The organism is Geomonas oryzisoli (genome assembly GCF_018986915.1).
Taxonomy (GTDB): Bacteria; Desulfobacterota; Desulfuromonadia; order Geobacterales; family Geobacteraceae; genus Geomonas; species Geomonas oryzisoli.
This window is the reverse complement of record NZ_CP076723.1, coordinates 2,822,578-2,847,468: the sequence shown is the minus strand read 5'-3', so window position 1 is coordinate 2,847,468 and position 24,891 is coordinate 2,822,578. Positions and strand designations below refer to the sequence as shown.

At 61.1% G+C, this 24,891-nt stretch carries 21 protein-coding genes; all 21 read left to right on the top strand.

The window, feature by feature from the left end; translation table 11 throughout:
- The first annotated feature begins 47 nt into the window (after positions 1-47).
- The 21 genes from KP004_RS12450 to aroB all read left to right on the top strand — a co-directional run bounded on the left by KP004_RS12450 (position 48) and on the right by aroB (position 24,890).
- A complete protein-coding gene (locus KP004_RS12450) occupies positions 48-4,970 on the top strand; it encodes a pilus assembly protein (RefSeq protein ID WP_216798857.1) in 4,923 nt (1,640 codons plus the stop codon).
- 3 nt (positions 4,971-4,973) lie between these two features.
- Positions 4,974-5,459, top strand: a complete 486-nt coding sequence (locus tag KP004_RS12445; RefSeq protein ID WP_216798856.1) for a pilus assembly FimT family protein — start codon at positions 4,974-4,976, stop codon at positions 5,457-5,459.
- Positions 5,431-5,841, top strand: a complete 411-nt coding sequence (locus KP004_RS12440; protein WP_216798855.1) for a type IV pilus modification PilV family protein — start codon at positions 5,431-5,433, stop codon at positions 5,839-5,841. Before KP004_RS12445 ends, KP004_RS12440 begins: the two co-directional genes overlap by 29 nt.
- Positions 5,842-5,876: 35 nt before the next feature.
- Positions 5,877-7,070, top strand: a complete 1,194-nt coding sequence (locus KP004_RS12435) for a prepilin-type N-terminal cleavage/methylation domain-containing protein (RefSeq protein WP_216798854.1) — start codon at positions 5,877-5,879, stop codon at positions 7,068-7,070.
- A gap of 52 nt (positions 7,071-7,122) precedes the next feature.
- Positions 7,123-7,710, top strand: a complete 588-nt coding sequence (locus KP004_RS12430; protein ID WP_239026796.1) for a pilus assembly protein PilX — start codon at positions 7,123-7,125, stop codon at positions 7,708-7,710.
- A gap of 180 nt (positions 7,711-7,890) precedes the next feature.
- Entirely contained in the window at positions 7,891-8,382 is a 492-nt protein-coding gene (locus tag KP004_RS12425) for a pilus assembly FimT family protein (protein WP_216798852.1), read from the top strand.
- Between the two features lie 28 nt (positions 8,383-8,410).
- Positions 8,411-8,767 (top strand): type IV pilus modification PilV family protein, encoded by a 357-nt coding sequence (locus KP004_RS12420; protein WP_239026795.1) that lies wholly within the window; start codon positions 8,411-8,413, stop codon positions 8,765-8,767.
- 44 nt (positions 8,768-8,811) lie between these two features.
- A complete protein-coding gene (locus KP004_RS12415; protein ID WP_239026794.1) occupies positions 8,812-9,930 on the top strand; it encodes a PulJ/GspJ family protein in 1,119 nt (372 codons plus the stop codon).
- A 13-nt stretch (positions 9,931-9,943) separates the two neighbouring features.
- Entirely contained in the window at positions 9,944-10,564 is a 621-nt protein-coding gene (locus KP004_RS12410) for a pilus assembly protein PilX (RefSeq protein ID WP_216798849.1), read from the top strand.
- A 254-nt stretch (positions 10,565-10,818) separates the two neighbouring features.
- Positions 10,819-11,016 (top strand): helix-turn-helix transcriptional regulator, encoded by a 198-nt coding sequence (locus KP004_RS12405; protein ID WP_041248407.1) that lies wholly within the window; start codon positions 10,819-10,821, stop codon positions 11,014-11,016.
- 18 nt (positions 11,017-11,034) lie between these two features.
- Positions 11,035-12,087: a type IV pilus biogenesis protein PilM gene (gene pilM, locus KP004_RS12400; RefSeq protein WP_216798848.1), complete on the top strand. Its 1,053-nt coding sequence runs from the start codon at positions 11,035-11,037 to the stop codon at positions 12,085-12,087.
- Complete coding sequence (locus KP004_RS12395; protein WP_216798847.1) at positions 12,084-12,632, top strand: PilN domain-containing protein; 549 nt, start codon at positions 12,084-12,086, stop codon at positions 12,630-12,632. The genes pilM and KP004_RS12395 overlap by 4 nt, the downstream gene beginning before the upstream one ends.
- A 37-nt stretch (positions 12,633-12,669) precedes the next feature.
- Positions 12,670-13,293, top strand: coding sequence for a type IV pilus inner membrane component PilO (locus tag KP004_RS12390; protein ID WP_216798846.1), 624 nt, complete (start codon positions 12,670-12,672; stop codon positions 13,291-13,293).
- Positions 13,274-13,804: a pilus assembly protein PilP gene (locus tag KP004_RS12385; protein WP_216798845.1), complete on the top strand. Its 531-nt coding sequence runs from the start codon at positions 13,274-13,276 to the stop codon at positions 13,802-13,804. The genes KP004_RS12390 and KP004_RS12385 overlap by 20 nt, the downstream gene beginning before the upstream one ends.
- Positions 13,805-13,816: 12 nt before the next feature.
- On the top strand, positions 13,817-16,585 hold the full coding sequence (locus KP004_RS12380; protein ID WP_216798844.1) for a type IV pilus secretin PilQ: 2,769 nt from the start codon (positions 13,817-13,819) through the stop codon (positions 16,583-16,585).
- A gap of 9 nt (positions 16,586-16,594) precedes the next feature.
- Positions 16,595-17,182, top strand: coding sequence for a hypothetical protein (locus tag KP004_RS12375; RefSeq protein WP_216798843.1), 588 nt, complete (start codon positions 16,595-16,597; stop codon positions 17,180-17,182).
- Between the two features lie 49 nt (positions 17,183-17,231).
- Positions 17,232-21,353: an Ig domain-containing protein gene (locus KP004_RS12370; protein ID WP_216798842.1), complete on the top strand. Its 4,122-nt coding sequence runs from the start codon at positions 17,232-17,234 to the stop codon at positions 21,351-21,353.
- Positions 21,354-21,382: 29 nt separating this feature from the next.
- Positions 21,383-21,685, top strand: coding sequence for a disulfide isomerase DsbC N-terminal domain-containing protein (locus tag KP004_RS12365; protein WP_216798841.1), 303 nt, complete (start codon positions 21,383-21,385; stop codon positions 21,683-21,685).
- A 168-nt stretch (positions 21,686-21,853) separates the two neighbouring features.
- Entirely contained in the window at positions 21,854-23,035 is a 1,182-nt protein-coding gene (gene aroC, locus KP004_RS12360) for a chorismate synthase (protein WP_216798840.1), read from the top strand.
- Between the two features lie 263 nt (positions 23,036-23,298).
- On the top strand, positions 23,299-23,814 hold the full coding sequence (locus KP004_RS12355; RefSeq protein ID WP_367620730.1) for a shikimate kinase: 516 nt from the start codon (positions 23,299-23,301) through the stop codon (positions 23,812-23,814).
- Positions 23,811-24,890: a 3-dehydroquinate synthase gene (gene aroB / locus KP004_RS12350; protein WP_216798839.1), complete on the top strand. Its 1,080-nt coding sequence runs from the start codon at positions 23,811-23,813 to the stop codon at positions 24,888-24,890. Before KP004_RS12355 ends, aroB begins: the two co-directional genes overlap by 4 nt.
- The last annotated feature ends 1 nt before the right edge of the window (position 24,891 follow it).

The following is a 24,891-nucleotide window of genomic DNA, read 5'->3' as shown; positions in this document are numbered from 1 at the left end:
GTCCCTCTTCAACTGACGCTTTCATGTCCGACAATACGAGGTGTTCAATGGCAAAGAGTATGAACAGGCTCTTGAAGAAGACCTTAGGTGTGCTGGCCCTGGGCGCTATGCTTGCTCCCGGCGCTGCGCTGGCCGCCGATCCCGGTGACAACTGGTGCATCACGCCGCCGTTCATCTCGGGCGGGATCAAGCCCAACCTGCTCCTCATGATCGACAACTCCGCAAGTATGTACGATATGGGCTATATAGCGGGATCGACCTCGACGCCCCCGTCCTATACCTGCGGCACCGGCTCCAGTTCGGCGACCGTCACCTCGTCCTACTGCTTCGACAACACCTACAGCAACACCCAGGACTACGAGGGGTATTTCAGCAAGTACGATGCGGCCACCAACACGGTGAGTTACCCCGACTACCAGTTTACCGGCGGGAAGTTCGTGGAAATCAGCACCGGCGTTCCCACAAGCGGCGGGACCTACCGCACCAGCTACCTCTACATCCTGATGGCCGGCGATGCCAGCGCCACCCCGTCCACCAGGAAGGTCGACACCTTCATCGCCAACGGCAGGTTCCTCAACTGGCTGTCCGCCTCCAAGTTCGACATCGAGAAGAAGATCCTCACCGGCGGTCGGTACGACGCGGCCAACGCCATTCTCAAGGGAGAGTCCAGGGGGTGCGTGGGGCGGCGTTTCGTCAAGGTCGTTCCCGCCATTCCCACCCTCTCCTTTGCCGTCAGGGGGTCGACCGCGGTCGAGGGTTTCTACGACCCGAGCACCCAGGGTGGCGACACCAGGATCGAGATCTTCGAGGGGACCTACAACCAGTCGGCCTGCCAGTGTGCCGTCTACAACTGGGCCAACGGCAACTACGGCCAGGCGAGCACCAACACCACGGACTGCCTGGGTGTCACGCCTTCGGATAACGCCCTTGCCACCTTGAATCACGCCCAACAGACCTGTTACCAGCTCAAGAAGAACATCCAGGGGCTGCAGGCCGCAGGGGTCGCCCTCACCAGCATCACCGATACCCAGCTGTGGCAGGGCATCAACATCCAGGACATCAAGACGGCCTGCACCAACGTCTACGGCGACAACAAGAACCCGATGCCGCCGTCTTCCATCACCAACGAGTCGAGCGGCAACTACATCTGCACCAGCGCCGCCACCCACTCCAACGTGGTCGCACCGTACAACGTCAACGGCGCCAACACCACCGGCTTTGTCGGGAGCTGCTGGAACGGCTCCACGGACAAGTTCACCGGCAACGACAGCTGCGTGAAGGAGGAAACCCTGCACTACTGCATGGGCGTCAACTTCGCGGAGGTGACCGACCCCTCGGGCACCATCCCCACCAGCGGCAACATCCCATCCGTCATCATGGATGCGGGCGTGAGGGCGCTCGGCTCTCCCCTGGGGCCGACCAGCGGCGGGAAATGCTCCCTCAAGGCCAATGCCTGCTCCGCGGACGCCGACTGCCTCAAGGTCTGCTCCAACAATTTCAGCCTGAACTGCACCGCAGACACCGACTGCAGCTCCTCCGGCGTCTGCGTGTCGCAAAACTGCAACAACTCCTTCCCCGTCAAGGTGGGGGTCTCAACGGTGCCCAGCGGCGTCATCAACGATTTCTCCGCGGGAATCCGTTTCGGGGCCATGGCCTTCAACAACTTCGGTTCGGCCAGCGAGGCCAGCTCTACCTCCACGACCATGCCCATCCCCGCCTTCTGCGCGACTAGCGGCAAGATGTGCACCATAGGGGGGACGGACTGCTCCTCCTCCGACGGTACCTGCACGGCCGTGACCAACAAGGATGGGGGGTACCTGGATCCAAACTCCTTCATCGGCTCCAGCATCGGTGACCACAGCACCGGGCTCATCAGCTTCATCGACGGCATCCCTGCCAAGACCTGGACCCCCTTCGCCGAGGCCTACTACAACGCCATCGCCTATTTCGTAAAGGATGCCGCCGCGACTACGCCGACCCTCAACGCCACGAAATTCACCCCGACGACCGCGGCGATCCAGGCGCCGCTGCCCAGCACCCAGGACAGCTACAGCAACGTGAACCCGATCCAGTTCCGGTGCCAGCAGAACAACATCCTGCTGATCACGGACGGCTCTTCCACTGCTGACCAGAACGGCACCATGACAGCCAAGGTGACCGATGCGTCCAACTATTTCAGGGATCCCAACACCCTGACCGAGAGCGGCTCCACCTCAGGCGTCTGCGGAAGCTACGCGGGCAGCCCGTACCTGCATGATTTGAGCTACTTCGCCTATCACCGCAACATCTTCGACCCCAGTCAGATCTGCCACGGAACCGGCGCCACCAGCTGCGAGAACGCCCAGACCATAAAGACCCATATAGTCTACAATGCCCCCTCCAGTACCAACTCGACCAGCGTGTGCGACGCCTACAACCAGATGAACATGACGGCGACCAACGGCGGCACCACGATGAAAAACCCGAACAACCCGGCACAGCTTAGAAGCGACCTCAAGGACACCCTGGAAAGCATCGCTGCGGGCGCGTCCTCCGGTACCGCGGCCTCCATCCTCAGTAACTCCGAGGGTAGCGGCGCCAACATCCTGCAGGCCGTGTTCTATCCGAAGAAGGTCTTCGCGGACCAGACCGAGGCCAACTGGATCGGCGAGATGCAGAATCTCTGGTATTTCGTCGACCCGCAGATCAACCGCTCCACGATCAGGGAGGACACCGACCAAAACAACGTCTTCGACCTGATCCAGGACAAGGTGGTCAGCTTCCGCTTCGACAGCACGGACAACACCACCTACGCCTGGGTCTCCCAGGATCTCAACGGCGACGGCTCCGGCGATACCGCAGAGGTGAAGGTCGATGCCGACGCGGTGAAGAGCATCTGGCGGGCGGGCAAGAAACTCTGGGCGCGTCCACTCACCGGTACCGGCGCCAGACCGCGCAACATCAAGACCAGCATCAACGGCACGTCGCTCATCGATTTCTCCTCCTCCACCTTCCCGGTGGTGGGGGCAACGGGCAACGCGGCAACACTGGCGCCCTATCTCGATGTCGCCGATGAGGCGACCGCCACCAAACTGATCAACTACGTGCACGGAGTGGATCAAACCGGTTACCGGCCCAGGACCGTTTCCATCAAGGAAACCCCCACCAGTACCTCGGTTTCGGGTGTGTGGCGCCTGGGGGACATCATCTCCTCGACGCCGCGGATCCAGTCCAACCTCAAGCTGAACACCTACAACATGCAGGCCCCCAGCGGCTACAGTGACAGCTCGTACGACACCTACGTCGGGTCCGAGGATTACAAAAACCGGGGCATGGTGTACGTCGGCGCCAACGACGGCATGCTGCACGCCTTCAACTTCGGCAAGCTCAACGTGACCGCGACCGGTACCCAGAAGGCGACGCTGCAAAAGCTCGCGAGCACCGACCCGGCGCTTGGGGAGGAGATGTGGGCCTACATCCCGAAACAGGCGCTGCCGTACCTTAAGTACTACGCCGATGTGAACTATAACCATCTCTACTACATCGACGGCAGCACCGTGCTCTTCGATGCCAGCATCGGCGCCCCCAGCGGCGTCGCCGGCTGCACCGACGCGACCTACTACAACTGCGACAAGCTGAATGCCGTGGTGGACGGCAGCAACAACATCGACAGCTCCAAGAACCCCTGGCGCAGCATCCTGATCGGCGGCATGGGCATCGGCGGGGCGTCCTCGGCCAGTTGCACCGACCCCGCGACCAACAACTGCGTGCCGACTCCCCGCATGGATCCGGTCGAAACCACCAAGGGGCTCGGCTTCTCCTCCTATTTCGCACTGGACGTGAGCGACCCCAAGAACCCGTCCCTGCTTTGGGAGTTCAAAAACGACAACCTCGGTTTCGCCACCACCGGCCCGGCCATCGTCAGGGTCGGCCCCAAGGGCAAGAACGGGCGCTGGTTCGCTGTCTTCGGCTCCGGCCCCACCGGCCCGATCGACACCAGCGGCAACCAGTTCCAGGGGCGCTCCAACCAGCGGCTCAAGTTCTTCGTAGTCGACCTGAAGACTGGTCTCCTCGTGGGTGACCCGCTCGACGGCGGAGTCGACAATGCGTTTGCCGGTTCCATGATCGGCGGGTCGATCGATGCCGATCGTTGGGACCCGTACGCCGTCGGCAACTACCAGGACGACGCCATCCTGGTCGGCTTCACCAAGAAAGTCGGTACCGGCACCTCCGCTACCTGGACCGATGGCGGAGTGATCAGGATCGTCACCAAGAACGACACGAACCCCGCCAACTGGCAGGTGAGCAAGGTGGTTGACGGCGTCGGACCGGTGGTCACCGCGATATCCAGGCTGCAGGACCGAAAGAACATGAACCTCTGGTACTACTTCGGTACCGGCAGGTACTACTATCGTGCCGGGAACTCCATCGACGACTACAGCTCGCAGCGCTCGATCTACGGCCTGAAGGACCCCTGCTACAACACCTCCGCCGTTCCCGGTAACAAGATCGACCCGAACTGCAGCACCACCATCAGTAACTCCGATATCACGGACCAGTCCACCACCATCTCCACCAGCATCGGCAGCGGTGGCTGGACGATCGGCCTCGACGCCTCGACGACGGCCTATGGTGCCGAACGTGTGGTCTCCGACGCCGTCACCCTCACCAACGGCACGGTCTTTGTGACCACCTTCGAGCCCACCTCCGACGCCTGCGGGTTCGGCGGCAACTCCTTCCTGTGGGCGCTGGGCTACAACACCGGCGGCAGGCCGAGCGATGCGGCTCTCTCCGGGAAGGCGCTCATTCAGCTCTCCACGGGTGAATTCAAGGAGGTCGACTTGGCCCAGGCGTTCGGCAGCGGCGCCTCGCGTCAGATGCGGCGCAGCTCGACGCCGATGACCGGTAAGCCGCCGGCTGACGCCTTCCCCGTCGTCAGCAAAAGCGCCAACAAGCCCGTGAAGAAGATCCTCCACATCCAGGAGCGCTAATTCATGCGACAGCGAGGATTTACACTGGTGGAGCTGGTAGTCGTGGTGGGGATCATCTCGATCCTGCTCACCATAGCTACCATGCAGTTCAGCCTGATGCAGCAGAAGGCGGCAGTCGAAGCACAGGCGCGCAAGGTGTACAGCACCCTCATCGGCGTTCGGGCCGATGCGATGTACACACGTACCCCCCGCGCAGTCTCCTTCAGCGGCAACCAGCTCAGCATCTACGCGACCAGCGACACCACCGTCGCGCCCGTTACCGTGTACCAGCTCGGCCTGCCGATGGTGATGAACGTCTCCCCCACGGTGGTTACCTATGACGGCCAGGGAATGATGCAGTCTTCGGATATCTCGGTCTGCGTGCAGCCGGACAGCTCGGGGAACAACCAGGGGGGCATCGACAGCGTCGTGGTATCCACCGTGCGCACCTATATGGGAAAAAGACAAACCGGAGGGGCCTGTGCGCCAGCCAACATCACTCAAAAATAACAGCGGCTTTACCCTGGTAGAGCTGTTGGTTGCCATGATCATCATTGCCGTCGGCATGTTCGGCGTGCTGCAGACGATCAACGTCTCCCTGCAGCACAACCTACAGAACGAGGTGCGCAACGAGGCGGTGCGCATCGGTCAGAAGTACATGGCCGACCTCAGGGCGAAGACCTTCGACGCCTACTCAACTCCCTACACGACGTTCACCGAGAACGGGAAGGTCAGGGGGGTGAGCAAGCCGTACACCGTGGAACGGACCTCCCAAGTGCTGGCAACCGACGGCACACAGCCCAGCACCCGGCAGCTCATGGTCACCGTCAGGTGGTCGTTCAAGAACTCGAACTACGTAAACGAGGTGGTCACCGTGGTGGCCAGGCCGTGAGGCGCGGCCACCAGCGACCGGCAAAGGAACTTCGCATGTTGAAAGGGAAACAGGGGTACTCACTGGTCGAACTCATCGTGGTTATGGCGATCTTCACCATCATCATAACCGTGGCCACGGCCGGCTTCAGGACTGTGCTCACCCAGGTGGGACAGCAGAGCAAGCTGATGGAGACCGATATCGGGAGCATCGTCGGGCTGGAACTGCTCCGCTCCGACCTGCAGGGGACCGGGTACGGGCTGCCGTGGGGCTTGCAGAACACGCCGGCCGGTTACACCGAATTGACCACGACCGAGCCCACCGGGCAGCCCCCGACCAACGCGACCTTCTGGCCTTCGGGTGTGAACCCGCGCAGCTACAACGACGCCGCCGGGGTGCCGCGTGCGGTGCAAAGCGGCAACACCACCTTCAACATCAAGGACGGGGTGGGGTCGCAGTATCTCGTGCTGAAATCTTTGACCGTCGCCGGGTCAGCCACCGCGGCGCAGAAGAAATGGCTCTCGGTGAGCTTCGACGAGACCAACAACAGGAAGGCTCCGCTTTGGAACGATCCTGCCAGTATCCGCAACTTCAGCGCTAACGACCGTGTCATCGTGCTCAGGAACACCTTCAGCAACAACACCCCGAGCAGGCAGCTGCAGGTGAACGAAACCACCGGCGCCTACTCGACCACCTTTTCGAACTACTCCGCCCTGACCATTCCGCATTCTTCCGGGGACATGTTCCAGGTCTACGGGGTGGATGCCGCGACCGATCTGCGCATGCCGTTCAACCGCGCGGACTACTACGTGAGAACTCCAACGACGATGCCGCCGGCCTGCGCACCGAACACCGGCGTTCTCTACAAGGCCGTCGTGAAACAGGCGGCTAGCGGCGGCTTCAGCGAGATTCCACTGCTGGACTGCGTGGCCGATATGCAGGTCGTCTACGGGGTCGGCCCCTCGGGCAGCGGCGACATCAACTTCCGCCAGACCACCCTTCCCGGGACGGGAAGCGCCCAGGACATCCGGCAGCAGTTAAAGGAGATCAGGGTCTACGTCCTGGCGCATGTGGGCAAGAAGGACACCGGCTACAACTACCCGAGCACCACGATAGATGTGGGTGAAAGGTTCGCAGGGAGCCTGCTGGGGAGGAGCTTCGATCTCGAGCACCTGATAGGGGGCGACTGGCGGAACTACCGCTGGAAGGTGTATCCCATCGTGGTGCGGCCGCAGAACCTCATTCAGTAACAACGACGGTACTCTTATGAAAACGCTAAAGAATCAAGATGGTATTGCGCTGGTGACGGCACTTATGTTCACCCTCATCTGCCTGGGGATCGTTGCGGCGCTGATGCAGATGCTACTTTTGCAGACCAAGCTCTCTGCCGTGGAAAAGAACTATCGCAACTCGCTTGAGGCGGCCTACGGCGGCACAGAGCTGGTCACCAAGGAGTTCATCCCCAAGCTGTTCACCAACTACTCGACCAGTATCGGCCCCTTGCTGGCCGCCTACGGGACGGGGACCGGCTACAGCAATATCGGTCTCCAGGCGAGCAGCGGGCTGCGGACCAAGTTGGGCAGCGCCACCAGTGACTGGGGCTCCCTCTCGAAGACCCTGGACGCAAAGGATACACCGGACCTGCAGTTTCTTCTCAAGGGGACCGGTACCAACGGCAACTTCAAGGTCTACGCCAAGATCGTCGACACGGTCCCCGGGAACTCAGATACGACCGGCATCGATTACCTCGACAGCGGCGTCGGCGTTGCCGGTATCGGCTCCGGTATCGCCCCCAAGCATAACCCTGCGCTCTACAGCGTCGAGGTCACTGGGGAGAGGGCGGTTAACCCCAAGGAGAAGGCGCAGCTCTCAGTGTTATACGCCTTCTAACCCTGTCTTACTTCCTGCCTGTGCGGCCCTCCACCCCCGGAGGGCCTTTTTTTTCCCTGTCTCAGCTCTGCTCACCTTGCGGCGTTTGCCATTCCCGCTTTTTTTTTGTCTCTGCTCTGCTAGTATTGGAAAGTTCAAATTTACCTTGGCCGCCTGGAGCGGGCGTGCGGGGGAGGGACCATGTGGTCACGCGGCTTGTCCCTTGTCGAGATGGTGGTTGTGATCGCCATCGTGACCATCTTGGCCACCGTCGGCACCTACTTCTTTAACAAGCAGCAGAAGGGCTTTCCGATGGAGGCCCAGACACGACTGATCTTCTCCGAACTCCTCGAGGCGCGGGCCCGGGCCATCTACCAGAGAAGAGGGACGCGGGTCAAGCTCTACGCAGACCGCTTCGAAGTTTATTCGTCACAGCAGGACGGTGGCAGGGTTGCCCCCGTGCGAACCCTCCTGTTCACGTATCCCGTCACCTCGAGCGTCGATCTTGCCGACGGCAGCGACATCGACTTCGAGGAAACCGGAATCAGTTTTGTCGGATTGAGTACCATCTGCCTTGAATCTGTTTCCGGCTACGGCGGAGTCGACAGTGTCATCGTTGCCACCACGAGGGTGAGCATCGGCAAGAAGGATAAGGGCGATGACTGCAAACCCGAAAATATCACACTCAAGTAGCAGCGGCTTTACCCTGGTGGAGGTGCTCATGGCAATGCTGGTCATGACCGTCGGCTTGCTGGGACTGCTGCAGTCGGTTAACGTCGCCTATCAGCAAAACCTGAAGGACCAGTTGCGCAAAGAAGCTGTCCAAGTGGCGGAAGCCCGCATGCACGACTGGTGCAGGGAGCCTTTTGACCGCATTACCAGTGCCGGTACCGCTACCATCTATGAAAGCCATGAAAAGGTGGTCGGCGGAACCCGCTGGCAGTACGAGGTCAGCCGCAAGCTGCAGCCGGTCGGAACGGCCACCAAGAAACTGTGTGTCGGCGTGATCTGGTCGATCAGGGGCACGAAGAACAGCCATGAGATCTTTGTGCTGAGGACGAGGAGGAAAGGAGAATGAGGCCGCTTTGGGGAGCGCGAGGATATACCCTCACCGAATTGGTCGTGGTCATGCTGATCTTCGCCGTCGTGATGACGTTGATCAGCAGCTCCTTTACCAACATCGTCCGCAGCTCCAGCCAACTTGGCAAGCGGGTCGAGACGGACATCGGGGGGCTGATCGGCCTGGAACTCATGCGCGGCGACCTGGAACTGGCCGGGATCGGCCTCCCTTATGCCTTGCCGTCGGCTATCAACTACACCGAGGCCCCGGACAGCTTGCAACTCGTGCCGGGCTATCCCGAGACCCAGGCATACAAATATAATGACGGTCCCGCCCCTGTCGCCCCGTTTGCCTACCGCATCGGCAGCAATATCGGCTTCAACGGCTCCGATTATCTTGTGGTCAAAGGGACTCCTCTGGGAGCCAGCAGGGTCTGCCGAAGTTGGTGCTACCTGAACTACAGTTCGAGGACTTCACCCTCGCGCGTGGAGCCGGAATTGAAACTAGGCGGCAGGGACCGTGCCATCGTGCTGCGGACTGGTGTCGGCGCAGACGGCAGCCCAACCCGGGAGCTTGTGGCAAACGGACGTAATTTCACCTTTTTTCTCGACAAGATACTGGATCGTGAGTTCGCACCGAAGCAAAGAGGTGACAGCCACTTGGTGTATGGCGTAGAGCTCGGGGACAGCGGGGGCACGTGGCTCAATTATCCGTTTAACCGCTCCGACTACTTTATCCGCAGATCGGAGATCTCGCCGCTGTGCAACGAGGGAACCGGTACGCTCTATAAGACGACTATCAACCAGAACGGATCCCCGACGAAATACCCCATACTGGATTGTGCTGCCGATATGCAGGTCGTGCTCTATCTGGATACCAACCGGGACGGGGTTGACGACTACCATTCGGACTCCCTCGAAAGCGTCTTGAAGGCGGAGGAGCTGCGCGAGCAACTGAAGGAGGTACGCGTGTACATCCTGGCTCAGGAGGGGAAGAAGGATCCGGGATACCAGTACCCGGTGTCGTCCCCGGACCGTGCCATTCTGGTGGGGGACCCGGAGCTGGATGATTCACTCGGGCACGTCTGGAGCGCCCCGACCATGAGCGCCACTTTCGGCGCACAGTGGCGCAACTACCGGTGGAAAGTCTACACCATCGTGGTGAAGCCCAAAAACCTGTAGCAGGGGAGGGGGCATGAAGAAGCTTCGCTCCGAAACGGGCGCTGCCCTGGTCACGGCGCTGATGCTTACCACGCTATCACTGGTGATCGCAATGGCGCTTCTCGCGACAATCATCGCAGGAACGCATGTCGCCGCGAGTCAAAAGCGCTACCATAGCTCCCTTACGGCCGCGCAGGGAGGAGTCGATCTGTTCACCCGCGAGATCCTGCCCAGGCTGTTTCAAGCCGACTACGATACGGCGGATTTTCAGCGGGACTTTCCAAACCTGGACCTGAAGGTCACCCTTGGGGCATGCCTGCAGCAAAAACTCATCCTGCCTGCTGCCGCCTGGACCAGTTGCAACAATGCCCAAACCAGCGCAGATCCGGTTCAGGCGCCGGACCTCTCCTTCCGGTTGGCGGGTGTGCCGCCCGCAGTGGGGTTCAAAATCGACACCAAGATCGTAGACACGGCTCCCGGCAATACCGACCGCAGCGGCTACTACCTGTTGGATGCGGGGGGAGCGGTGGCGGCCCAGGATGACGTGATCCGGCCGCAGCACATTCCCGCCATGTACCATGTCCGCGTTCAGGGGATGCGTGAAGAGACGGGGATGCAGGAGAAGGCGCGGCTTTCAGTGCTCTACGCCTATTGACCCCATCCCTTGCGGTTGGCGGAGTATAACCGATGGCGGGTTGCCGGAAATTGCAACTCGCCTTTTTATTGGTATCATCTCCGCATCTCCCCCATTAGAATCCGTGTCACACAATCGTGGGGCCGCTGCGATCGACGTCAATGTCTTTCTTTGGGATATAATTATCTATAATTTGCATTAAAATATTGACATTCCTTTTTAATGGTGTAAATGTGTGCAAAAATCTGCCATGACTGTCGAAGCGGTGCCTATTTATGATCATGAACAGCGTCAAGAAACTTCGGGAAGAACGCCTGATGAGCAAGGCCGAGCTGGCGCGGCTGGCCGGGGTGTCGCCGATCACCATCGACCGGATCGAACGGGGTGAGGACTGCAGGATGGAGACCAAGCGCAAGATCCTGCTTGCTCTTGGGTTTTCCCTCTCCGACAAAAACAAGGTATTCCAGGACTAGGGGTAATAGGACCACGCGATGCTTTTCTCCAAGAAGAAGGACATAGTAGGGGTCGACATCGGATCGAGCGCCGTGAAGCTCGTTCAACTGCGCCCGGCCAAAGGGGGCTTCCAGCTGGTGAAGATCGGCATCCTGCCGCTGCCGGCCGAGGCCATCGTCGACAACACCCTGATGGACAGCTCTTCGATCGTCGAGACGGTCAAGCAGCTTCTGGACACCCTGGGAGTAAAGGCCAAAGAGGCGGTCTGCTCCATCTCGGGCAACTCGGTCATCATCCGGAAGATCTCGCTGCCGGTGATGCCCGTCGAGGAACTTGAGGACCAGATCCACTGGGAGGCGGAGCAGTACATTCCCTTCGACATCAACGATGTCAATGTCGACTTCCAGATTCTCTCCCCCGATGAGCAGGACCCCTCCAAGATGAACGTCCTGCTGGTCGCCAGCAAAAAGGACATCATCAACGACTACATATCCGTTTTTGCGGAGGCCGGGCTGAAGCTGGTGGTGGTCGATGTCGATTCCTTCGCCGTACAAAACGCCTTCGAACTGAATTACCTGGTAGAGCCGGACCAGGTGGTGGCGCTGGTCAACATAGGCGCCAGCATCTTCAACCTGAACATCGTCAGGGACGGGGTCTCCCTGTTCACCCGGGACGTCCAGATGGGGGGCAACCTCTACACCGAGGAGGTTCAGAAGCAGTTCGGCATCAGCAGTGGTGAGGCCGAGGAGATGAAGCTGGCCGCAGGACACTCGGAGGACCCGCGCCTGAGCGAGGTGCTGCAGCGGGTCAATGACACCATCGCCCTGGAGATGCGCCGCTCCCTGGACTTCTACAACTCCACCGCCGGCGACGAGCGCATCACCAAGGTCTTTCTAAGCGGCGGTGCGGCCAAGACGCTGCACTTGATGGATGCGGTGCAGCAGCGGCTGGCGCTCCCGGTGGAGATCTTGAACCCGCTCGCCCAGGTCGCCGTGAACGAGAAGGAATTCGATCGCAGGTACCTTGAGGAGATCGCCCCGCTCATGTCGGTAGCGGTGGGGCTCGCTACGAGGAGGGCTGGAGACAAATGATCAAGATAAACCTCCTCCCGCTGAGAACGTCGAAGAAGAAGGAAACGATGCGGCAGCAGATCACCATTTTGGTGATCGCCCTGGTCGCATTGCTCGCCGTCGGAGTGGGCGCGTGGGTGTACCTGCGCAGCCAGATCAGCACCCTCAAGACGGAGATCAGTTCCTCTGAAGCCGAACTCGCCACCTTGAAGACGAAGATCGGCGTCATCGACAACCTGAAGAAGCTGCAGGCCGACGTCAAAAAGAAGCTCGATGTCCTGAACAGGCTGCGCCGCGGCAAGACCGGTCCCGCCTCCAGGCTCGCCGCCCTCTCCGAAACGGTGCCCGACAAACTGTGGCTCACCAAGTACACAGAGACCGGCAACAGCGTGTCGCTGGGTGGTGGCGCAATGAGCGAGGATCTCATCGCGGTCTTCATGAAAAGCCTGCAGGCTTCCGGTTCTTTCGGCAACGTGGAGCTGGTGGTCAGCGAACAGGCCGAAATTGGCGGTGTCAAGTACAAGCGTTTCGATCTGGCTTTCCAGATCCTGGACCAGAAGCCGTAGCCGGGGGAGCCCGGCTCGAACAAGCAGAGGCATAATCATGGATCCACAGATAGAGAAATTGCTGAAGCTGCCGACCAAGGAAAAGGTCGCGCTCATGGTCCTGCTGCTGCTCCTTGAGGGAGCGGGGCTTTATTACGGTCTGCTCAGCCCGCGGATCGAGGAGCAGAAGCAGCTGAAGGCCAAGCACGAGGAACTGCAAAAGCAGATCGAGGAGAACCGGCGTATCGCGAACAACCTGCCGCGGTTCAAGGCCGAGTATGAACAGCTCAAGCGCGACCTGGACAACGCCCTGACCGAACTGCCGAACCAGAAAGAGATCCCTTCCCTGCTGACCAGCATCTCCAATCTGGGCAAGGGGGCCGGACTCGAGTTTCTCCTGTTCCGGCCCAAGCCGGAAGTCCCCAAAGACTTCTACGCGGAGGTGCCGGTCGACATCTCCGTCTCAGGGACCTACTACAACGTTGCCGATTTCTTCGTCGCGGTGGGCAAACTCCCCCGCATCGTCAACATCACCAACGTGAACTTCAGCGATATAAAGGAAACCGGCGGACGGACCACGCTCAAGGTGAACTGCCTGGCCACGACCTTCCGGTTCCTTGATGCGAAAGAGGCCAAGAATGCCAATGCCAAAGCCAATCCCAATGCTAATAAACCGAAATAGCGGGCTGCTGTTGCTGCTGGCGCTTGCGCTTTTGGCCGGCTGCAAGAAGGAGGAGGCCCCCGCGCCTGCCTCCCCGCCGCCTCAGACAGAGCCTAAGCCAGCACCCAAGCCTGCCGTGCCGGTGCAGCAGCAGCTTTCCTCGGTGGCGAAAACGGGCGGTGCCCTCACGTTCAAAAAGGACCCCTTCAAGCCGTTTCTGGTGCCTGCCGCGCCTGCTGCCCCCGCAGCGACCGCAGGCGCGGGACGTCCGCGCGTCCCCGCTGCTGAACTGCTCCCGATCCAGAGTTTCGAGGTGAGCAAGTTCAAGGTGGCCGGGATCATCGCCGGACTCCGAGAGAACAAGGCGCTGGTGATCGACCCCACCGGGAAGGGATACGTTGTGCAGGTAGGAATGCAGATAGGCAACGCCAACGGCCGTATTTCCAGGATCACCGCCTCGACGGTGGAGGTTGTGGAGAGAAGCGGTCGCAAGAGTAAAACCATCGTGCTTACGCTGGCCAAGAAAAGGTAAGGAGCGTTTCAGATGACCATGTATCAGAGCAGAATACTTTGTCATGCCATGGCCCTCATCGTCCTGTTGACGGTTTCTGCCGGCTGTGTCAAGAGGATGAGCGCCACAAACGAGGCTGCTCCCGCCGAGGCATCGGCTTTCGGCACACTGCGCTCCGTGACCGTGTCGCCCGACGGTGCCAGCGTGGAGTTGACCAGCGACAAGCCCTTGACCTACACCTCGTACAAGGGGGGGGAACCGGCCAAGATCATCGTCGACATCTCCCAGACCGAGCCGGGGGCTGTTACCTCTCCTATCGAAGTGAACCGCGGCAGCGTCAAACGCATCGACGTGGAACGCCAGCCCATTGGAGGCAGCGTGCTGACGCGGGTTTCCCTCGTGCTCGCCCGTGATGTGGATTTCTCGGTCGCTACCGATCCCGCCAGCAAGAACAAGCTCCAGATCACCCTGCCGAAAGAGGCCGAGGCGAAGAGCGAACCGGTGGAGGTGAGGGAAGCCCCGATAGCGGAGCCGCGCATCGAGGAGAAGACATTGGTGGCTGACGCAGCCGCGAAGAGCCAGCCTTCCCAGGCGAGCGATGCGCCGGTTGTTCCCGCGCCACCCGCCCAGGCCGTTGCAAATACCGCCGCCAAGGCAGCTCAGGCCCCCCATAAGGACGTCGACGCCGGCGGTGCGCCCCGGCTCAACGCGGTCCTCACCGCCGCTGACGGCGTTGAACTCTCGGTCCAGGGAGGGGTGGAAACCTTTAACTCCTTCAAGCTTGCCAAGCCGGACCGCATCGTGGTCGACCTTTTCAAGGTGAAGAACGCGCTCTCTGTAAACGTGATTCCCGTCGGCGCCTTTGGCGTCGCCAACGCCCGCGTCGGTTCCACCCCCGACAAGGTTCGCGTGGTATTGGACGCTTCCGGAGAGGGGCTCCCCGGTTTCGAAGTGGTCAAGAGCGACCTTGGCGTGAAGATCAAGCTGAAGGCAAAGGCATCGACGACGGCCTCTGCTCCTGCACCGACACCGGCTCCGGCACCGGCACCGGCCCCTGCTCCTGCTCCGGCACCGGCACCGGTTGCCAAGCCCGCGCCGGTTGCCAACATGAAGTCCGAGGTCCCGCCGGGGCGCCATGTGAAGGGGGCGCTTGAGGCGGTAGACTTCAAGGTTGTGGACGGCGTTTCGCGCATCTCCCTCAAGCTCTTCGGCACCTGTGAACCGGGCGAGCCGGTGCGCGGTCCCCAGGGGCTCACTCTTACCATCAACAACTGCCAGGTGCCCAAGCCCCTGCAAAGGGCCATGGACACCTCCAAGTTCGGCTCTCCGGTCCTTTCCGTGACCCCCTATCAGGTGAAGGTCAAAGGTGGTTACCTCACCAAGATCGCAGTCAAGCTGCACGGCAACCCCGAGTACACGACCAGCCGCAAGGGTGGCATTCTCACCTGGGACATCGTGAATCCGGGGCCGGCCGTGCCGGCTAAACTGCCGCAGGCTCCGGCTGCCAAGCCCAAGGCGCACGAGGCTGCCGACGAACTGGCTGCTCCGGCACGCTCCGATGACCAGATGACGGAGATCTCCGGAAATGTCGAGAAGCGCAGCGTTAAGAAGGTGTACAAGGGGAGGAGGGTGACCCTCGAGTTCTCCGACGCGGACATCCGGAAGATCTTCCAGTTGATCGCTGAGGTGAGCAACTTGAACTTCCTGATCGCCGACGACGTCACCGGCACCATCAGCATCAAGCTGGTAAACGTCCCTTGGGACCAGGCGCTGGACGTGATCCTGGAGGCCAAAGGGCTCGCCATGGTGCAGCAGGGCAACATCGTCCAGATCAAACCGCGCAGCAAGATGACCAACCAGGCTGACGAGGAACTGGCCGCGAAGAAGGCATCCGAGCGCATGATGGAGCTTAAGACCGCAGTTTTCGAGGTGAACTACGCAGCGGTAGACGAGGTCGCCCAGCAGTTCGGCATGCTGAAGAGTGACCGCGGCATCATCACCAAGGACCCGCGTACCAGCCGGGTCATCGTCAAGGACATTCAGCCTGCGCTGGACGACATGAGGGCGTTACTGAAGACTCTGGACGCCCCCGAGAAGCAGGTCATGATCGAGGCGCGCATCGTTGAAGCGACTTCCACCTTCACCCGCGATCTCGGCGTGCAGTGGGGGCTCTCCTACAGGGACGCTTCCGCGTCGGTAGCGAACATCAACAACGTTGAGACCACCTTCGGTGGCGTCGTTTCCACTGCCGGCCCTGGTGCCACTGGCTCCGGAGGCCTCGGCCTCGGCATGTCCTTCGGCAAGCTCACCAGTAACGTACAGCTCGACATGAGGATAGCGGCGGCCGCGACCATCGGCCAGGTAAAGATCATCTCCACCCCGAAAGTGGTCACGCTGAACAACAAGGCAGCCAAGATCTCCCAGGGGCAGTCGATCCCGTACCAGACTACCTCCGCCGAGGGTACCAAGACCGAGTTCGTTGAGGCGGCGCTTACCCTCGAGGTTACGCCGCACATCACCGCCGACGGGTCCGTCAGCATGAAGATCAAGGCGAGCAACAACTCCCCCGGTACCGGCTCGCCGCCGCCGATCAACAAGAAGGAAGCGACCACGGAACTCGTGGTTTCCAACGGCGACACCACCGTCATCGGTGGCATCTACGTGGACAGCGATACCGATTCCGATACCGGTGTGCCGTTCCTCGCCGACATCCCGCTGCTCGGGTGGCTCTTCAAGTCGAACTCCAAGCAGAAAACCAAGACCGAACTGTTGATCTTCATTACGCCGAAGATTGTAATTTAAGGAGATTTTATGCTGAAAAAGTTTTCGCTGTTGTTTTGCCTGGTCTGTTCAACCGCGGCCCTCACCTCCTGTGGCGGCGGCGACGTCGGGGGGGGAGTCGGTGAGTTCACCACCGTAACCGCAACCGCATCAGCCAAAACCAACCCGTTCGAGTCCGATATTCTCACCGCCAACTCCTGCTCCGCTACCGGGGTTTCCAGCGGCGGCACCGTGCAGACGGATAACGTCGACGTCAACTTTGTCTCGACGGCACAGTTCAGTAGCGGTCGGCTCCTGGATCTTTCCATCAGCAAGATCACCATCCGCTACACGCCGGCTCCGGGCGGAACGGTTCCTGCTCCTGCTCTTGCTGACTCCTTCGTGAGCTACAGCCAGCCCGTGCCCCCGAACACCTCCGTCACGATTCCTGTCCCCGTCCTTTCCCGAGACCAGAAATTGCTGCTCCTGAACCGGAGCACCCAGGCAATGCCACTTTGCACCGGAACCACCTTCCGGTACTACGTTGACATCATTTTCGAGGTCTCCGAGGTCGGCGGCAACGGCGACGTGAAAGCCGTCACCGCAAAGACCACACTTGACGTTGCTGACAGTATCTAGCCATCGCATAAGGGGCCCCATGGATCAGCGGGCTATGAAGGGGTGTGAAATGAACTTCTTGAAAAAAGGTTACTGGGCACTGCTGTTGCTGGTGTGTGCGGTTATGCTCAGTTGTTCTGGTGACACGGGTAACGTTTCCGGTACTGCAGCGACCGGCGGCAAGACAACAGGCAAGGTGCTGGCCAACGACTTCCAGGTCACCAGCGATCCCACCGACCAGTCCCAACCGGCTGTGGCCTACGACACGGTGACCCACAACCGTTACCTGACCGTCTTCGTGGACAACAGGAACGGGCAGCAGATCTACGGCGCTATCAGTGTTGGCTCGGACTCTCCGGGGCAGGGGCTGCCGGGCAATGTGACCACCATGGCTGCCAACCCGGTGAACTTCGCCATCACCGCGACGGCCGGGAACAAGTCCCAGCCCAAGGTCGCCTTCTACCAGGACCCCACCACTCCTGCCAACAGCAGGTACCTCGTGGTCTGGACCGACTCGCGTAACGGCTATGGCCAGATCTACGGGCAGTTCGTAAGTATGACCGGGGCCCTGATCGGCAACAACTTCGCCATCTCCACCTACACCAACGGTGTGGACATCAACCAGAACGACCCGGACCTCATCTACAACGAGGTCACCAAGAAGTTCGTCGTGGCCTGGATTGACACTTCCACCTTCGATACCGATGCCAACGCCGCCAACAACGTGACCTATACCGCTGCCGGCGTCGTCAACTCCGTCGTCGTCGGGCATATCCCGGTCCCCATGGCGGACAACAACATCGTGCGCACCATCGACGTCGACCCGCTGACCGGGGCCACCGCAAACTTACAGTCTGTCTCGCGGGCCGTAAGGACCGGTTCCGTCACGGACAACGGTTCCGCCATTACCGATACCTGGACCGTACACCTGAACGAGGCCCATCCGAAACTGGCCTACAGCCCGATCACCGGGGAGGTGTTCGCGGCGTGGAGCGGCGCTGCCGCCACCGTCAAGCTGACCATCACGTATACCAAGACCACGGTAGCCGGGCCTCCTCCGGTGACGACCGCTACCTATCAGAGCATGGTGTTCACCTCCGTCCCGCTCGATGATGCTCCGACCAAGATCAAACTGCGCAGGAACCAGGGCCTTGGCTTCGTTACCGATATGAGCTTCGGCACGGCGACCTTCAGCGCGACCAACCCGACCCTGGCGGTCGACCCGAACACCAACCGGATGCTGGTCGCCTGGGAGGACAACAACGGCGGCAGCACCACCGGCAAAAACATCCAGGCCCAGCTCATGGACCTCTCGGGTTTCACCGCCTACGGCAATCCGATCACCGTCTCCGCTGCGATCGGGGATCAGTCGGCACCGGTCTCTGCATTCGACAACGTCAACCAGCGTTTCCTGGTCGTGTGGGAGGATGCACGCAACCAGAGCGCCAACCTGAGCAACATCGACCTTTACGGCCAGTTCGTGGATCCCACCGGCAACCTATCCGGTAGCTACTCCATCGTAACCGTGGCCACGGGCAACCAGCTCGCGCCGGCAGTTGCCTTCGGCGACGTCAACTTCAGGAAGTTCTTCATCGTCTGGAAGGACGGTCGCGCCCTGTCCAACTCCGACATCTTCGGACAGCTCCTCGAGTTCTCCGCGCTGCCGCAGCTCGTCATTACCGACAGCGCCGACAACCCGGTCCTTTCCGGTTCGCATGACTTCGGCAACGTCGACATCGCCAGTGCGACTCCGTACGCTGACTGGAATTTCAAAGTCCGCAACGACGGCAATACCCAGCTCACCATCGAATCCATCTCGGATCCGGCTGCGCCGTTCTCGCTGATGACTCCGAAACCGGTCACCATCAACCCCGGCAGCAGCGCCGACATGACGGTTCGTTTCTCGCCGACCGGCGCCGGTTCCTATTCCGGCAACTCGTCCAACAGCTACAAACTGGTGTTCAACTCTGATGGCGGCCAGGCGGTGATCTATTTCTCCGGCGCCGGCGTCGGTACCCAGCCCCTCTCCATCTCGAGCACCGCACTGCCTGATGCTACCGCAGGGCAGGTGTATTCCGGTGCCACTCTGGCAGCCAACGGCGGGGTGATCCCCTACGGCAGCTGGACCGTCACCAGCGGCACCCTGCCGCCCGGCCTCAGTCTGAACTCCGGCAGCGGGGCCATCACGGGCACCGTCGACGTGGCGGCACTTCCCTCGTACACCTTCACCGTTTCCGTTACCGACAATGCCAATACCAAGGCAACCAAGACGTTCACCATGAACGTCACTTCGCTCACCATCGACAACACCACCCTGAAGGCCTGGACCCAGGGGAACCCCGGTTACACGGAACAGCTCACCGCATCGATCGGCGGTGTCACTCTTCCCAAAAGCAGCGTTGTTTGGACCGCGGTGGGGACGGTGCCCCAAGGCCTGCTGCTCAACTCCGACGGCAGCATCACCTCCGCTGCAACCGGGCCGGTGTTCGCCGGGAGCAACATCCTCACGGTGCAAGCAAGCTATACGGATACCGTCGCCAACAAGACCTATACCGCGACCAAGACCCTTACCATTACGGTGAACCCGGCGCTCTCCATCACCACCAGCAGCCTGCCCAATGTGGTAGTCGGCAACGACTACGCGCAGAAACTGGTCAGGGTAGGGGGCACTCCGTCATACGCCTGGTCCATAACCAACGGGACCTTGCCGCCGGGGCTTCAGCTCAACCCCAGCACCGGTGACATTACCGGTACCCCGACCGGCACAGGCACCGCGCTGTTCACCGTGCAGGTCACCGACGGCACCGGGGCAATCGCCACGCGCGCAATGAGCATCATCGTCAACCCGACGCTCTCCATCACTACATCCACGCTGCCCCCGGTCACCAGCGGCTCGACCTACCTGCAGCAGCTGATAGCAAGCGGCGGTACCAGGCCTTACACCTGGTCGGTATCGGGCAATCTGCCGCCGGGCATCACGCTCTCCAACGGCGTCTTGAGCGGAACCGCCTCCGGCGCCGGCGACTACGACTTCGTAGCCCAGCTCAAAGACAACGATGGCACCGTCGTCACCAAGCTGCTGACCATCACCGTCAGCGCACCCGGTGTTTCCTCCAGCTCCATCATCTACACCGACGGAGCCGGCACCCAGACCACCGCCTATGCTTTTGGCGGTAAGCTGACCGGCAGTACTACCGCGGCTTCCACCATCATGCTGAAAAACGCCGGAGCCACCCCGATCACCATCGCGTCGGTGTCGACCACCGATGCCAGCGCGTTCATGGCCAGCGCGCAGCAGAACTACGTCCTGGCCAGCGGCCAGTCGCTGCCGGTCACGATTCTCTTCACCCCGCAGACGATCAAAAGCTACACCGCCGCTCTCAACATCACTGACAGTAACGGTAGCGTCTACCCGCTCACCCTGACCGGCTTCGGCGTCAGCTCCGTCGCCGCGGTCAACGGGACCACCGGCACTACCGGATCCACGACCATCGCATATTCCACCGTAGACCCGGTCTTGGTTGCTTCTTCCAAGCCAGCGAGTATCACCGACTTCACCATCAGTTCCGTGATCGGTATCCGTCTGGACAACGTTCAGCCCAGCGGTACCGTCAACGTCGACGTCACCTACAACTCGCTCCCCGCCAACCCCGTCTTCTACAAGGTGGTCGGCGCAACCTGGACCCCGATCACTCCGCTGGTCCGCAACGGTAACACGGTTACCTTTGCTGTTACCGACAACGATCCCACCCAGGACTCCGATCCCACCCTCGGCCATATCCAGGATCCGATCGTGGTCGGCAGCGTAGGGGCAACCACTGGCGGCGACACCGGCACCAATACGCCTCCTGCATCCTCCCCGGGCAAGAGCGGCTGCTTCATCGCGACCGCGGCATACGGCAGCTACCTCGACCCTCAGGTCGTGGTGCTCAGGCACTTCCGCGACAACGTGCTGCTCAAGTCCGAACCGGGTCGCGCCTTCGTCCGCTTCTACTACAAACACAGCCCGCCGGTCGCGGACTTCATCTACGAGCACGGTTTCCTGAGGATGCTGACCCGCTGGGCGCTCACTCCGCTCATCTTCGTGGTGAAATATCCGCTGGCACTGCTGGTCCTGTTCGTCGGCGCCGTATTGTACCGGCTGCGCAACCTGCGCCTCACGGCACCGGCCACCGAAAGCGTGCAGCAGTAATCGACAGGGGTCCCGTTAGGAGCTTTTAGATGTTCAAGAAGTTTTTGGTAGTCTGTTTTATCGCGTTGACCGTAAGTGCCTGCTCCAAAGCGCCCGCCAAGGAGCAGGTACAGGAAACCATCAAGAAGTTCATTCCGATGGAATTCGAAGTGCTGCAGATCTCTGAGAAACCTTACGCAGGCCTTTACGAGGTTGTTGTCAGTGTGAGGAAGCAACCCGTCGTCTTTTACCTGGACAAGGATTGCCAGTACCTGTTTTCCGGCAGCGTGATGTCGGCTGAGACGAAGGCCAACCTGACCGCGGAGACGCAGAAGAAATTCCAGAACAAGTAGCAACAATGACATAATTGCCGTACGACGAAAGCCAGGGACGCTCCTGGCTTTCGTTTATCCGGTTATATTGTTTTGCCTGCGGCATGATTTACTGCTACTATCCGCTGCGACGCCGAGCGGACCTTAGTCCCTGCCCATTGGCGCTGAATTAGAACACTAGGAGTATGCATGTTCAGATACCTTACCGCGGGAGAATCCCACGGACCGCAGTTGACGGCCATCATCGAAGGGGTCCCGTCGGGGCTGAAGCTCAACGAAAGCGACATCAACGCCGATCTGATCCGCAGGCAGGGAGGATACGGCCGCGGCGGCCGCATGAAGATCGAGACCGACCGCGCCAGCATCCGCTCCGGCGTGCGCTGGGGCGAAACGCTGGGTTCGCCTATTACCCTGGTGGTGGAAAATTCGGACTGGGTCAACTGGGAACAGCGCATGTCGGTCAGCGCCGAGCACCGCGACGATTCCATCCGCGTCACCCGCGCCCGCCCGGGACACGCCGACCTCCCCGGCGCGATGAAATATGCCCACAACGACGTGCGCAACATCCTGGAGCGCTCCAGCGCCCGCGAGACCGCGGTCCGCGTCGCCGTCGGGGCCGTGGCCAAGGCCTATCTCGCCCGGTTCGGCATCGCCGTGACCGGATGCGTGGTGGAGTTGGGCGGAGTGAAGGCGGAGCGCCCCGATCTCCCGGTCAAGGCGCTGCAGGAGGCGATCGCTTCCTCGCCTGTTTATACCTATGACGCGAAGGCCGAGATGGAGATGGTTGAGGCCATCGACCGCGCCAAGGCCGCCGGCGACACCCTGGGAGGTGTGGTCGAGGTCAGGGTGACCGGCCTGCCGGTGGGCCTGGGGAGTCACGTGCAGTGGGATCGCAGGTTGGATGCGCGCCTGGCCGCTGCGGTGATGAGCATCCAGGCTTTCAAGGGGGTTGAGATCGGTGCGGGCTTCGAGACGGCGCGTCTGCCGGGCTCCCAGGTGCACGACGAGATCTACTTCGACGAGCAGCGTATGGCGCGCGGCGAAAAAACCGGTTTCTACCGCAACACCAACCGGGCCGGCGGCCTGGAAGGGGGGATCAGCAACGGCGAGGAGATCGTGGTGTACGGCGCCATGAAGCCGATCCCGACCCTGTACACGCCGCTCAAGTCGGTCGACATCCTGACCAAGGAGCCGTTCGAGGCGACCGTGGAGCGTTCGGACTGCTGTGCCGTTCCCGCGGCTTCGGTGGTTGCCGAGGCCGTGGTCGCCGTCGAGATCGCCAACGCCTTCATGGAGAAATTCGGCGGCGATTCCGTGGCCGAGACCGCCAGGAACTACTCGTCCTATATCGAGTACCTGCGGGAATTCTAAAAGCGCTGCAAAGGCGTCAACGCAGAGGCGCCAAGGCGCGAAGTCGCGAAGAAAAGTTTAACCTTCAGTCTTTCCCCTTCTCGATTAGTGACCAAAAGTCCCCCTTTGCGAAGGGGGATTTAGGGGGATTTGCTTTAGGTTCGGGAAAGGCAAATCCCCCCCGGCCCTTCACGACGGGGGAGTGGCAGTTAGCGGAAGATCGTCGCCAATCAGGTTCCCCTTTGCGTCTTAGCGGCTCCGCGTCTTTGCGTTAGAGGTTTTTTGTGAGTCTCAACAATATATTTCTCACCGGCTTCATGGGGTGCGGCAAGACCAGTGTCGGACAGGTGCTGGCGCAGCGGCTGGGGTGGTCTTTCGTCGATCTGGACCAGGTCATCGTCCAGGAGGCGGGACGGAGCATCAAGGAGATCTTCGCCGCCGACGGCGAACCCTCTTTCCGCGAACTGGAGGCCAAAGTACTGGAGCGGGTGGCGGCCGGTTCGGGACAGGTGGTTTCTACCGGAGGCGGCGCGGTCGTCGCACCGGCCAATCGGGCCGTGATGCACAGCCACGGCTGCATCGTGAACCTGACCGCGAGCGTGGAGACCATCGCCCAGCGGGTGAGCGGCGACAGCGAGCGGCCGTTGCTGGCAGACGATGCCTCGGTCGTGAAAATCCGCACCATGCTGGAGGGGCGGGAGGCTTTTTACGCCGATGCCGACGTCCGCATCGACACCACCGGCAAGGAAATCGTCCAAGTGGTCGAGTTGGTACTGAATTACTGCAAGGGGTCTTTGTGAACGTCCAACAGATAAAAGTGGCGCTGGGAGAACGAAGCTACGACATACGGCTTGGCGCGGGGATACTGGGAACCATCGGCACCCTCTGCCGCGAACTGGGGCTCACCGGCACCGCAGCCGTCGTCTCCAACACCACCGTTGCCCCGCTTTACTACGAAACCGTGCGCGCCGCCATGGAGTCGGCAGGGTACCAGGTGCTCCTGGTGTCGCTCCCCGACGGCGAGGCGTATAAAAACAGCGCCACGCTGAACCTGATCTATGACGCCCTGGTCGATGCCTCGCTCGACCGCGGCTCTTTCATCCTTGCCCTGGGCGGCGGGGTGATCGGCGACATGGCCGGCTTCGCCGCTGCAAGCTACCTGCGCGGCATCCCCTTCGTCCAGGTTCCCACCACGCTTTTGTCCCAGGTCGACTCCAGCGTGGGGGGCAAGACGGGCATCAACCACCCCCGCGGCAAGAACCTGATCGGCGCCTTCTACCAGCCCAAGGCGGTGCTGATCGACGTCATGACGCTGGACACGCTGCCGGAGCGGGAGTTCCGCGCCGGGCTGGGCGAGATCGTCAAGTACGGTGCCGTTTTGGAGGGCGACTTCTTCAGGTTCCTGGAAGAGAACGTCGGCGCGCTCCTGTCCCGCGACAAGACGGCCCTGATCGAGGCCGTCGCCCGCAGCTGCTCCATCAAGGCCAAGGTGGTGGCGGTGGACGAGAGGGAAGGGGGGGTGCGCGCCGTTCTCAATTACGGGCACACCCTGGGGCACGCCGTCGAAACCCTCACCGAATACACGGCCTACCTCCACGGCGAGGCGGTGGCCATCGGCATGGTGCAGGCGGCGAAGATCTCGCAGCAACTGGGCTACTGCAACCAGGCCGATCGGGACCGGATCGAGGCTCTCATCGCCGCGCTGGGGCTCCCCGCCGAGCTCCCCGCGTTCCCGTCGGAAAAGTACGTGGAGGCTCTCTCTCACGACAAGAAGGTGCGCGACAAGGGGTTGCTTTTCATCTGCAACCGCGGCATCGGCGCCTACAAGATGGAAAGGGTCACCGACCTCAAAGCACTTCTGGAGATCTGCGCATAGG